This is a genomic window from Pedobacter sp. CAN_A7 (genome assembly GCF_015752175.1).
Classification (GTDB): domain Bacteria; phylum Bacteroidota; class Bacteroidia; order Sphingobacteriales; family Sphingobacteriaceae; genus Pedobacter.
The window spans coordinates 422,340-434,984 of sequence record NZ_JADOUW010000004.1; the positions used below are offsets into that span (position 1 = coordinate 422,340).

Genomic DNA, 12,645 nt, shown 5'->3' on the forward strand with positions numbered 1-12,645 from the left:
AGGGTGTTATAAGGGCTTTTAGACGGCTACAGCCGTTCAAAGGCCCTTCAAAGGCCCTTCTAACCCCCTTCTAAGGCCCTTAAACTTGGGAGCTGCAGTTAAATCGCACGATGCTTCATATGAAACCATTTTACGGGGACGAAACATGTACTATTTTTATGATTTCTGCCCTTAGCACTTAGAAAAGCTTATCAATTTGTGTATGTTTAAAGGTTTTAATCTGCTAATCCTCTATTGAGTTTAACCTTTTCTTATGTTACGTGTAGATAGCGCCAAACCATGCCAAGTTGTTTATTCCTTATGCAAGCATGAGTTTATGGGGTATTTAATTGAGCCCCACATGGTTCAGCTAAATCCTCAGGGCGATTTTTCTTTAACTTACCAGCGCTTGTTCAGCCATACGGCCGAAGAATTTTCTATGCACCTGACGGAGCTGGATCGTAAACTGATTAAAATTTTAGATGAGATTGAACAGGATTTTATCATCAAGAAGTACCATAAGAAACTGATTAGACCTACAGAGTTTTTTAGTAAGTTTTTTGATGAGAAGTTTTATAATAAAGTACGTCCGAGAATAGAAAAAAGACTCGCTGAGGTGTTGTCTGTATTGACCATTACCGATGGACTTTATTTAATGGGCAAAGACGGCTGGCCCGCAGAACGAAAAATTACCATTGCCACCGATCCGGCAACCATACTTTTTCATTTCAGAAAAAACGCATTTGAAACCCGGTATTTTCCAACGATCAAGTACCAGGGTACGCGCATTGATTTTATGTTTAAGGATGGCCAGGTAGTCAGCAACCAGCCCGCCTGGCTGCTTCTGGAGGATATGCTTTACTTTTTTGAACAGGATATAGAAGGTAAAAAACTACAGCCTTTTTTAAATAAACGCTACATCACGATCCCTAAAACTAGCGAAGAAGCTTATTTCGAGAAATTTGTTGCACCGCTGATTGAACGGTACCATGTATATGCCGAAGGTTTTGAAATTAAAACCGAACATTTTGATCCCATTCCCCTGCTAAAGGTAATTTATGTGGAAGGCGGGGTCTCGCAATTGCAGTTATTGTTTAAATATGGGGAACATATTTTCCCGATGGATGCGGAACGAAAAGTAAGCGTGCGCATTTCAAAACAGGAGGAGAACTATGTGTTTACGCGCATTAAACGTAAGGCGGATTGGGAAAAAGAAAAATTTAGTGAGTTAGTAAAAACCGGACTTAAAAAAACCAGTCCGCTTTTTTACAACCTGGAGCTTAACAAACAGCATACAGATGAGGATAAAGCCTATGGGGTAATCAATTGGGTAAATGAACACCTGGAAGATTTACAGGCCAAAGGTTATGAAATTGAACAAACTACCGGTGCTAAGCGCTTTTTATTTGCTACCAATAAAATAGACTTCGAAATCAGTGAAAAAAACGATTGGTTCGACATTAATGCCATTGTGTATTTCGGTTCCTTCCCAATCCCGTTTTTGGCCTTAAAACCATTTATTTTACATAAAAAAAGAGAATTCCCTTTACCAGATGGTACCATTGCCATTATTCCGGAGCAATGGTTTACCAAATATGGAAGTTTATTTAGCCTGGCAGACGGCTCCAAATCTTTAAAGCTTAAAAAACACCACATTGGTTTGCTTAGCGAGCTGGCGGATGATAGCCTGGCAAATGTGACACTGAACAGGAAACTGGAACGCTTAAACGACTTCGAAAACATTGACGATGTGCAAATGCCGGTTCATTTTAAAGGCGAGTTAAGAAGTTATCAGAAAGCCGGTTACAACTGGTTTAGTTTTTTGCGCGACTATAATTTTGGAGGCTGCCTGGCCGATGACATGGGTTTGGGTAAAACTATACAAACCCTGGCCTTGCTGCAGAAATTAAAAGAAGAAAATGAGCTGGCGGCCACACCTGGCACCTCTCTCATTATTATGCCCACTTCTTTAATCTATAACTGGTTAAGTGAGGCACGCAAGTTTACACCTAAATTAAAGATTTTAGCACATACCGGCACCAACCGTGATAAAGAAGTAGACAAATTTATCAAATATGATGTGGTAATTACCACCTATGGCATTACCAGGGTGGATGTACCCTTACTGAAAGAATTCTATTTCAATTACATCATTCTGGATGAAAGTCAGAACATTAAAAACCCTTCCTCTAAATCATTTAAAGCCGTAAAAGCACTAAAGGCCAAACATCGCCTGATTTTGAGCGGTACACCGGTAGAAAATTCTGTTGGCGACTTATGGACGCAGCTTACCTTTTTAAACCCAGGTTTGTTAGGTACACAGGCCTTTTTTAATGAAGAATATGTACAGGCCATTGAGAAGAAAAAAGATGAAGAGAAGGCACGTAAGTTACAGGCCATTATTAAACCATTTGTGCTGAGGCGCACCAAGGAACAGGTGGCTGAAGAGCTGCCGCCAAAAACAGAACAGGTCATTTACTGCGACATGAGTGAAGACCAGGCGGCATACTATGAAAAGACAAAATCGGCTTACCGGAACGACTTGCTGAGCAGCATGGACGATGGCACTTATGCGAAAAAACAAGTACAGCTGTTGCAAGGCCTTACTGCATTAAGGCAATTGGCCAACCACCCGGTCATGATAGACAAAAACTATACTTCTGACTCTGGTAAATTCGAAAACGTGATAAACACCCTTGACAACGTTTTAAAGGGCGGCCATAAAGTGCTTATTTTTTCACAATTTGTTAAACACCTCAGCATATTTAAACAATACCTGGAAAATGAGTCCATTTCTTATGCTTATTTGGATGGCACCACAAAAAACAGGGGCGAAATTGTAGCCAACTTTCAAAGTGATCCTGACTTAAAAGTTTTTCTGATATCGATTAAAGCAGGTGGCGTTGGATTAAACTTAACTGAGGCGGATTATGTGTTTATTTTAGACCCATGGTGGAACCCGGCAGTAGAACAGCAAGCTATAGACAGAACCCACCGTATAGGGCAGAACAAAAAAGTTTTTATCTATAAGTTCATTGCCAAGGATACGGTTGAAGAGAAAATACTTTCCTTACAAAATAGAAAAAAGCGCCTGGCCAGTTCATTAATCACCACAGAGGAAAGCTTTTTTAAATCGTTAAGCAAGGAAGATATCAGCGAGTTGCTGAAATAGCTCCAGCTGGTTTTAAATGTTGCAGGTAAGCAGCACGAGGAATCAGTACGGCTCCTAAACTAAACAGGTGGTCGTTAGGCACCTGGCAGTCGATGAGTTTAAATTCCCGCTGCTGGCATAACCAGATGAACGCCGCTTTAGAAGCGTTGCTAACCAGGCTGAACATGCTTTCGCCACAAAATACCTCGTTAATTTTGATACCATATAACCCACCAACAAGTTCATTACCTTGCCACACTTCTACACTATGGGCCACACCGGCCTTATGTAACCTGAGGTAGGCATTTTGCATGTCGTTGGTGATCCATGTACCATCCTGGCCTTCTCGGTACACTGAAGCACAGTGCTTGATGACGGCTGCAAATGCAGTGTTCATTCTGATATTGAAAGTGCCGTCTCTGATCACTTTTTTCATGCTTTTGCTTACTTTGACCTGTGCAGGAAAGATAACACAACGTTCAGGAGGTGAAAACCAGCAGATGGGGTCTCCTTCGCTAAACCAGGGAAAGATACCGCTCTGATAAGCCAGAATAAGCCTTTCCCGACTCAAATCGCCACCGATGGCCAACAGCCCATCTGGGTCGGCAAGCGCGGGATCGGGAAAAAGCAGCTCCTGTGGTAGCAATCTGAAAACCATATGCAATATTACACAATATACAAGCGCCTAATTAATCAATCCTATTTTTTTAGAGTGTGCAATGGCTTCCTCACTATGCTCAAATAGACAGGTACGAACGCCCTTAAGCTCCACCTCCTCTAATAGTTGCGCCGTAATGCCTTCTTTTCTGGCAACCACATTTCGGATGTAAATGGCTTTTACATTTTGTGGGTACTTTTTAGCAATGGTGGTATAAATAGTTGGGTCCTGCTGTGAATTGTCGCCGAAGAAAATAAACCGCTGTTTAGGGAAGGCATCAATAATCCGCATGACCCTAATTAACTTGCCATCGTGACCAGTTTTACCTGTTTTTAGCAAGCCTTTCCATTGTTTGATCTGGTTCAGTAAAAAAGCACCCTCGGGAAGTTTGTTGTGCCTAAAAGTTTCGACCAGGTAATCGTAGAGATTCCATTCACTGCTGGATACATAAAAGAAGGGATTTGGTTGATCCTTGCTGGTATGCGACTCTGCCAGCATACAATAGTGTCGCTGGGTATCCAGGAAAGTTTTGCGGGTGCGTGGGTTTTTGATAAACAACTCGCGGAGGCGGCGTATAATGGTGGAAGAGTGGGAAACCATCACTGTATCATCAATATCTGACACAAAAGCATATTGTGTAACGTGAGGTACATACAATTTCCCGTCACATGCTGCAACGACCTCACCATCGTCGTCCAGCGTTTCCACTTTAACGGTATGCCAGCCTGCCTCTACATTTTCTTTTGCTTTCCATTCAAATTTGAAAAACCCATCGTATTCCGTTTTACGGTCCACAACCACCCCTTCAAAGTGTAACCTTACTTTGGTAAAAGGCATGGGTTTAACCACGAACAATTTAAACAGATTAACCACGTTAACTAGCAGGTTATTGCTGTAGACCTGTTTTACCTTTGCCCTGTACCTAAAAACATGGCCATAAACGACTAAATTATGTGTATGCCCGTAACCATGATAAACTTTAACACTAACAGAATTATTCATTATATTTAAAACAGCGTATACCCCGCAGTTGTTTGTATTTTACAATTATAACGATAACCACATTGGAACAAAAATTACTATTCGTAGTGAATCCCAGTTCGGGAAGCCACGAAACCAACTACAGTGCGCTTATCAATGATTTTTTTTCAAGCAGAGACTTGCTGTTTGAGATTTATGAGCTCCCAAAAAAATGCGAGTTAGATGACATCAAAGCAACCATTAAAAATATAAAACCAACAAAAGTGATTGCCGTGGGCGGCGATGGCACCTTGAAACTGGTAGCCGAATGTTTGTTAAATACCACTATACCTATTGGCCTGGTGCCCGCAGGTTCTGCCAATGGCATGGCACGGGAACTAGGCATCCCTACCGACCCTGAAGCAGCCTTTAAGCTGATCCTAACTGGCACCCCGAAAAGTATACACGTAGTAATTGTAAATGGTGAACTCTGTATACACCTGGCTGACATTGGGTACAATGCTTATGTGGTTAAACGTTTCGACGACCTGCCGCAACGTGGCATGTGGGGTTATGCCAAAGCAGCCTGGTATGCCTTCTGGAGAAGGCATAAAATGGAGGTTACTTTTAAAACAGATGACGAGGAAATTAAATCATCCGCTGCCATGGTCGTAATTGCTAACGCAACCATGTATGGCACCGGAATTAAAATTAATCCAGATGGTTTATTAGACGATGATTTTTTTGAAGTTATTCTAATTAAAGAATATGCAGTGATGGAAATTCTGAAGATTAAGTTCACCTCTCTGCCTTTTAATCCCGAGAAAATAGAAATTTTTAAGACAAGAGAATTGACTATTCAAACTAAACACCGCGTACATTTCCAGGTAGATGGTGAATACATGGGAAGAGTGAACCGCATAGCCGCACAAATTATTCCTGATGCCATACAGGTGATTGTTTAATTGTTGGCACAGTGCTGTTTTAAAAGTTCATCCGCCAGCTCAAAACCCATGTACTTTACAAACTGGAAGTCTTCGCAGGCGCCTTGTTTATCGTTTTGCTGTAGCTTTTCCTCGCCCATTTCTATTCTTTGCTTCATATAAGCCTCGTCGTAGCCGAGTTCTTTTTTAAGGGCGATGTAACGTTTTTCTTCTTCCGCATTGGCCTTACCAGCTTCCTTATTCCGGTAATAGTTTAAAATGGCATCTTCCAATCCCTTCTGCGACTGGTAAGCTGCGATGGCCTGCTGAACGGATGCCCTGGTTTTATTGCGGCAATTAGCGTCATCTAAACTGAAATTTACAGGCACCACGACCAGGGCCGTGGTATCGTAATCCTGAGGGATGATCCACTTGCCAGTACTTTTACGAATTAACCGTAGTGCTTCCTCATCCAGATCGGTTCCTACACCAGATTGGATAGTAGAATAAGTGACGTCACCCGCCTGGTTCAATTGAAAAGCAATCTTGACTTGTCCGTCTATACAGTTTTGAAGTGAATACGCAGGATAGACTAAGTTGGACAGAATATAGGTTTCCAGTCCGCCTTTAAGTTGGGGCTGGGCAAAAGCAGTTGCACTAAATAGAAGAAAAATAGTAACCAGGATCTTTCTCATTCCCTAATTTACTGATTTTTAAGCAAAGCTGTAGAAGAAAGTATGTTGTAGAATGGCACGTGGATCTGGACTGTTAGCCAGGTAATGTTCCTTTTCTGAGTAACGGCACACGCCCGGATAATCGCCCTGTAAACCTTTCATGTCCATGATCAATTGAAAGTGCAGGTGTGGTGGCCAGTGACCGTTTTCTGCAGGAGCACCAAAACGGGCAAACAAGGTGCCTGCTTCTATAGGCTGCCCCACCTGTAAACCATCGAGCGCAGCAAGATTCAAATGCCCATATAAGGCATGAAATATCAATCCGTCAAAATTATATTGGAGGATAATGGTGGCACCGTAATCGCCGTAATGATCATTAAATTGAAAACTGTGTACGGTAGCATCATGGAAATTATATACCGGTGTACCGGCTTGTCCCCAAATATCTACACCGAGGTGTAAACGTCGCGGCTCCTCGCCGGAATCAAAATGAGCACTGCGGGCATAAATTGTACGGTGTTCATTATAACCGCCAATACCATACCTGCAATGCTGTTCGCTGAGTTGTTGGTCTACCCAATCAGAAAACCTAGTGGTATTACCCAATATGTCTGCTGTTACTGCAGTATTATTGCTTGTAAAATCAAAGGGAAGCAGCTGGTGTGTTGCCGCATTAAAATCAACGACCTTCGTTATACGATGGTCGTTTTTTTTTATATAGGCATAAAATGGTGAAGCAGCAGACATATATTAGGCTTCTTCCCCTTCTTCTGGATCTTCTTTTCTTTCTTTTGAAATCTTATCAAAAATCTTATCCATTTGCTCTACATAAGTATTGGTATCATCCAGGAAGAAAGTCAGCGACGGAACAATCCTGGCCTGGTGACGAATGCGTGCACCAAGCTTGTACCTGATTTCTCCTGCATGTGAATTTATTTCGGCAATGGCTAAAGCGGTATTGCTGGTGCTAAACAAGCTTAGGTAAACTTTGGCCACGCCAAGATCAGATGATACCCTCACTTTTGTAATGGTTACCAGGGTATTCGGTAAATATGCGGCGCCCTCTTTTTGAAATATTGCTGCGAGCTCTTCTTGCAGCACGCCCGCAAATTTCTGTTGTCTTTTACTTTCCATATTCTACTGATCTTAATGTTAATAGAGCAACTTATCAAAAGGATAGCGTTGTGTATGCAAAGCAACAACTTTATCGTATAATAACTGCTTAAATTCTTCTAAATTCTCTTTTAGTGTTGCGGAGATAAACAAGGTTGGATCACTGTGTTGCGCCATCCAGCTGTTCTTAAATTCGCTTAGGGTTAAGGGTTCCGGACTGGCATAGGCATCAATTTTATTGAATACCATAATGATTTCTTTTTCTCTTGCCCCTAACTCTTTCAAGGTTTCATTAACCACGTGTATCTGGTCTTCAAAATTAGGATGTGATACGTCGACCACATGGATCAGGATATCCGCCTCACGTACTTCATCCAATGTAGATTTAAAGCACTCTACCAGGTGATGGGGTAACTTGCGAATGAATCCAACGGTATCTGATAACAGAAAGGGTAAATTCTCAATCACCACCTTACGCACAGTAGTATCCAGCGTTGCGAACAATTTGTTCTCAGCAAATACTTCCGATTTGGAAAGCATGTTCATAATGGTCGACTTACCTACGTTGGTATAACCTACCAGTGCCACCCTGATTAATTGGGTGCGGTTTTTACGCTGAGTTTCGTTTTGTTTGTCGATGAGTTTCAATCTTTCCTTTAACAGGGAAATTTTCTCTAAAATCATCCTTCTATCACTCTCAATCTGGGTTTCACCCGGACCACGCATACCGATACCACCTTTCTGGCGCTCTAAGTGGGTCCATAAACGAGTTAATCGTGGTAATAAATATTGTAATTGTGCCAGTTCTACCTGTGTCTTTGCCTGTGCCGTTTGTGCACGTCCGGCAAATATATCCAGGATCAGGTTACTCCTGTCGAGCACCTTAACCTGTAATTCTCTTTCTATATTTCTTAGTTGTGAGGGCGAAAGCTCATCGTCAAACACTACCAGGTCTATCTCTTCAGACTTCACATAAGCTTGTATTTCAATCAACTTTCCGGTACCTACAAATGTAGAGCGTTCCGGACGCATCATCTTTTGTGTAAAAATGTGTTCTACCTTGCCTCCGGCAGTATCTACCAGAAAAGCCAGCTCATCAAGATATTCTTTTGTCTCTGCTTCGGTTTCACCCTGTCTGATCACACCAACAAGTACAGCTCTTTCCTGCTTAATCGCAGTATCATAATTTTTCTGTTTTCCCATCGTATTTTACAAAGATACAAAAGTTATACCGAGATTAATTCGCTGACAAAGCGTTGCATAGCTTGTCCTGGGTCGGTTGTTTTCATAAAGTTCTCCCCGATTAAAAAGCCATGATAACCAACGGCTTTCAGTCCCTTAATAGTATCGGTATCACTAATAGCACTTTCAGATATTTTCATAAAGTCGGACGGAATCTGATCAACCAGGTCGAACGAAGTTTGAATGTTGACTGTAAAATCGCCCAGGTTACGATTATTTACACCTATGGCGTCAAGCCCTTCACAAACACTGCGTTGCAATTCTGCCTGATTGTGCACTTCTAAAAGCACATTCAAACCCAAACTTTTTGCCCTTGCGGTAAGGTTTACAATTTCCGCCGGCGTGAGGATTGCCGCAATAAGCAATACGATATCAGCGCCCATGGCTTTGGCTTCGAACAATTGGTACTCGTCGATCACGAAGTCTTTACGCAAAATGGGGATGGTATTTACTGCTCTTGCCTTGATGATATCATCGCGGTGACCGCCGAAAAAATCGGTATCCGTCAACACCGACAACGCCGATGCGCCAGCAGCTGCATAAGCGGTAGTCACCTCTTCAACTGTGGAAGTATTGTTGATGATACCTTTTGAAGGCGATTTTCTTTTAAACTCGGCGATGATGCCACTGCGGGTTTCATCTAATAAAAATGTTTTAAAAGAATAAGGTGTGCGGTTAAAATGTGCTGCAGCTTCTAATTCCCTGATGGAAACCTGCGTTTTACTTAACTCCACTTCCTCGCGTTTACGAAGAACGATCTTATCTAATATATTCATGATCTAACCAGTTTTTTATCATTTGTTTGCCGTGGGCGGTTAAAACGCTTTCCGGATGGAACTGCACACCGCGTACATCGAAGTCTTGGTGTCTTAGGGCCATAATCTGACCATCTTTATCTGTAGCTGTCACCTTTAAACAGGCCGGGAAACCGTTATTATCCACTACCCAGGAGTGATAACGGCCTACATTAATTTCTTCAGGACAATCAGTAAAGGTAAGCTCATTTGTATCCAGCACGTCTATAGCGGTGGCGATGCCATGCATAGGGCGGCCAAGATTTAATAACTTTCCTCCGAATACCTCTGCAATGGCCTGCTGACCCAAACATACGCCGAAAATACTTTTGGTAGGCGCATAGGTTTTGATTACCTCAAGCAGTAAACCTGCTTCTTCTGGTAAGCCTGGTCCTGGCGAAAGCAATATTTTATCATACTGGGCCACATCTTCTATTGCAAACTTATCGTTGCGCCATACTTCTACTTCGTAGCCAATCTCGTTAATTAAGTGAACCAGGTTATAGGTAAAGGAGTCATAGTTATCGATGACTAATACTTTCTTTTGCATATCTATTATTAATTAAATGCCTTCGGCCATTTTCACCGCTTTACGCAATGCTGCAATTTTATTGTTCACTTCATTTAACTCATTCAGGGCAATTGAATCTGCAACAATTCCAGCACCTGCACGATAGTGAAGTTCATTATTTTTACTCATGAAGGTTCTGATCATAATGGCATGGTTAAATTCTTCATCAAAACCCATATAACCAATCGCACCTGCATAATAATTACGGCCATGTCCTTCGTACTCATCAATTAGCTGCATGGCTTTATATTTAGGCGCGCCACTTAAAGTACCTGCAGGATAAGTATCAGCGACCACCTTTATTGCCGATACCGCTGTCTGTAATCTACCTGACACTTTAGAAACCAGGTGAATTAAGTGTGAGTAATATTGCACTTCTTTAAATGATTTAACTTCCACCTGGTTACAATGTCTGCTCAGGTCGTTCCGGGCAAGGTCTACCAACATCACGTGTTCAGCACTTTCCTTAGGGTCGTTCTCTAGTTCTTTTGCTAAAACGGCATCTTCTTCGTCATTTCCGGTGCGCTTAAAAGTTCCAGCTATCGGATAAATATTAGCCGTCTTGTTTTTGATTGTAATTTGTGCTTCTGGCGATGACCCAAACAATTTGAAGTTACCATAATCGAAATAAAACAAGTATGGTGATGGGTTAATGGAACGCAAACAACGGTATACATTAAATTCATCGCCAAGGAAGCTTTGTTTGAAAGCTTTAGAAGGAACTATCTGGAAGACATCGCCACGCAGGATATGTTTTTTCAGTTTGTCTACCATCCCAATAAAACCGTCATCGCTGAGGTTGGAACTTTCTTCCCCTACAGTCTTGAAACTATATTCAGGGAAATTTTTATTTTGAATCAGGTACTCAATCTTTTCGAGGTCTGCATTTTCTGAACCGTCAAAACTGTTATCAAATAACGTGACCTCATTTCTGAAATGGTCGATGGCAATAATATACCTGTATACATGGTATTGCATGGAAGGGATACGATCAGCATCAGGCACCGTCGATTGTAAGGTGATGTCTTCAAAATGCTGGACGGTGTCCCAGGTAAAGTATCCAAATAAACCAGAAGAGATGTAACGTTTGTCCATATCTCCACTACGTTTAAACCTGGCTTTAAAAGCATCAATTTCTTGTAATAAATTGAACGCTGCTTTCACCTCTTCACTGCCATCCGGAAAGTAGGTTGTTAAAGTACCATCGTTTAAGGTAATGCCCGCTACAGGGTCAGCACAAACATAACTCACAGAATTCTCTCTGCTATGGTAATCTGAGCTTTCCAGGAGAATGGTGTTAGGGTAAACATCCCTTAACCGCAAATAGATACTTACTGGCGTGATGGTATCGGCCAAGCGTTTCTTGAAGGTAGTATGAATGGAAAACTTTTCTTTGATCATATTTCTAATATTTTAACAGCACCGTACCTATTTCTAATTATATCTTATTTTACATTTTTTATTTCACAAAAACACTTAAAACAAAAAACCCAACGTAATACGTCGGGTTTTCAATGTGAATCTGGTTTAGGTTGATAAACTATAATTTACACAAAGCGACGACGCAACTCTTTTTAGGGTTACTATGCCATTGCCAAGTATGTGTTTTGTTAATCATGTAGAACAAATTTATAAATAAATCTTAAAAACCGAAATTATATTAAGAAATCCCCCAAAAAGATCTGGAAGGATCTGCATTAACCATAGCTAAAATAGCTCCGAAGATAATAATCAGGGCTAATGTAAAGTAAATCGCTATCGATTTATGTTGAATAGTGGGTTGGTTAGATTTTTTAGAACGTGCATTTCCAACAGTGATCAGTATTACCGCAAAAATCATCATGCTGATGTGTTCCATTTTCCAATAACGACCCAAAGCAACGGAGCTATCCACTTTATACCAGCTATTCATGAAATACAGAATCAAGCCAATCAGTAGCTGAATATGTGCACTAATCAAAGTAAACACGTTAAGCTTCCTGTTACCTTCTGTATATGGCTTTTTATTCAACCAACCAAAAATTGCGGTTACCACAGCAACAACTAATAACACGATTACAATATAACGCCATCCAGAGTGTGCACTCTTTAATATCTCACTTACGCCCATAGTTTTTTCTTTCAAATTTATAAAATACTTCCATCATAAAGCATACAACAGTGATAAAAATGGCAAACACAGCGCTTAAAAACGAATAGCAACCATTTTCTGAATAGGATGGCTAGGGGTCTGTACATACTTCTTATAAATGCTTTGCAGAATGGCCTAAATAATGCCCAGATTAGGATATATAAGAAGCCAGTTTAAATCCCTATTAAACGCTATATAAGCAAGTTTGTTAAAAACGCTATCCCTTATAAACTTATAAACGCTACATAAGTAAGTTTAGTAAAACTTTATACTTTCTAATGACCCAGGGCTGGGTATCATGCTTGCCAAAAATGATCATGGAATGCCCAGAATAGATTGGCTAGGAAGGCAGTTAAAATTTCTTATAAACAAGAAAAGCCTGTAGTTTCCTACAGGCTTTCTTTAAGATTTGGCACCGACCTACTCTCCCACGTGTTACCGCAGTACCA

At 41.1% G+C, this 12,645-nt stretch carries 12 protein-coding genes; 2 read left to right on the plus strand and 10 right to left on the minus strand.

Features of this window, described 5'->3' with window-relative positions; all coding sequences use genetic code 11:
* The first annotated feature begins 253 nt into the window (after positions 1–253).
* Positions 254–3,151, plus strand: a complete 2,898-nt coding sequence (locus IWX76_RS16640) for a DEAD/DEAH box helicase (RefSeq protein ID WP_196861146.1) — start codon at positions 254–256, stop codon at positions 3,149–3,151.
* On the opposite strand, the gene aat is transcribed toward IWX76_RS16640, so the two are convergent.
* Positions 3,132–3,788, minus strand: coding sequence for a leucyl/phenylalanyl-tRNA--protein transferase (gene aat, locus IWX76_RS16645; RefSeq protein ID WP_196861147.1), 657 nt, complete (start codon positions 3,786–3,788; stop codon positions 3,132–3,134). The two genes, IWX76_RS16640 and aat, sit on opposite strands and share 20 nt — an antisense overlap.
* A gap of 27 nt (positions 3,789–3,815) precedes the next feature.
* Positions 3,816–4,790: an App1 family protein gene (locus tag IWX76_RS16650; protein WP_196861148.1), complete on the minus strand. Its 975-nt coding sequence runs from the start codon at positions 4,788–4,790 to the stop codon at positions 3,816–3,818.
* Between the two features lie 62 nt (positions 4,791–4,852).
* Here IWX76_RS16650 and IWX76_RS16655 point away from each other — a divergent pair, with 62 nt between their 5' ends.
* On the plus strand, positions 4,853–5,713 hold the full coding sequence (locus IWX76_RS16655; RefSeq protein ID WP_334642127.1) for a diacylglycerol/lipid kinase family protein: 861 nt from the start codon (positions 4,853–4,855) through the stop codon (positions 5,711–5,713).
* On the opposite strand, the gene IWX76_RS16660 is transcribed toward IWX76_RS16655, so the two are convergent.
* The 8 genes from IWX76_RS16660 to IWX76_RS16695 form a co-directional block, all read right to left on the minus strand.
* Positions 5,710–6,366 (minus strand): TonB family protein, encoded by a 657-nt coding sequence (locus IWX76_RS16660; RefSeq protein ID WP_196861149.1) that lies wholly within the window; start codon positions 6,364–6,366, stop codon positions 5,710–5,712. The genes IWX76_RS16655 and IWX76_RS16660 overlap by 4 nt on opposite strands.
* 18 nt (positions 6,367–6,384) lie before the next feature.
* A complete protein-coding gene (locus tag IWX76_RS16665) occupies positions 6,385–7,092 on the minus strand; it encodes a peptidoglycan DD-metalloendopeptidase family protein (protein ID WP_196861150.1) in 708 nt (235 codons plus the stop codon).
* A 3-nt stretch (positions 7,093–7,095) separates the two neighbouring features.
* Positions 7,096–7,479, minus strand: coding sequence for a 30S ribosome-binding factor RbfA (gene rbfA, locus IWX76_RS16670; protein WP_196861151.1), 384 nt, complete (start codon positions 7,477–7,479; stop codon positions 7,096–7,098).
* A gap of 18 nt (positions 7,480–7,497) precedes the next feature.
* On the minus strand, positions 7,498–8,661 hold the full coding sequence (gene hflX / locus IWX76_RS16675) for a GTPase HflX (RefSeq protein ID WP_196861152.1): 1,164 nt from the start codon (positions 8,659–8,661) through the stop codon (positions 7,498–7,500).
* 23 nt (positions 8,662–8,684) lie between these two features.
* Positions 8,685–9,476 carry an indole-3-glycerol phosphate synthase TrpC gene (gene trpC / locus IWX76_RS16680; RefSeq protein WP_196861153.1) on the minus strand — a complete coding sequence of 264 codons (792 nt, stop codon included), beginning with the start codon at positions 9,474–9,476 and terminating at the stop codon, positions 8,685–8,687.
* Positions 9,460–10,044: an anthranilate synthase component II gene (locus IWX76_RS16685; RefSeq protein ID WP_196861154.1), complete on the minus strand. Its 585-nt coding sequence runs from the start codon at positions 10,042–10,044 to the stop codon at positions 9,460–9,462. The genes trpC and IWX76_RS16685 overlap by 17 nt, the downstream gene beginning before the upstream one ends.
* A gap of 12 nt (positions 10,045–10,056) precedes the next feature.
* The gene (locus IWX76_RS16690; RefSeq protein ID WP_196861155.1) at positions 10,057–11,466 is read right to left on the minus strand and encodes an anthranilate synthase component I family protein; all 1,410 of its coding nucleotides are present in this window, start codon (positions 11,464–11,466) and stop codon (positions 10,057–10,059) included.
* Between the two features lie 259 nt (positions 11,467–11,725).
* The gene (locus tag IWX76_RS16695; protein WP_334642128.1) at positions 11,726–12,190 is read right to left on the minus strand and encodes a cytochrome B; all 465 of its coding nucleotides are present in this window, start codon (positions 12,188–12,190) and stop codon (positions 11,726–11,728) included.
* Positions 12,191–12,645 lie beyond the last annotated feature (455 nt).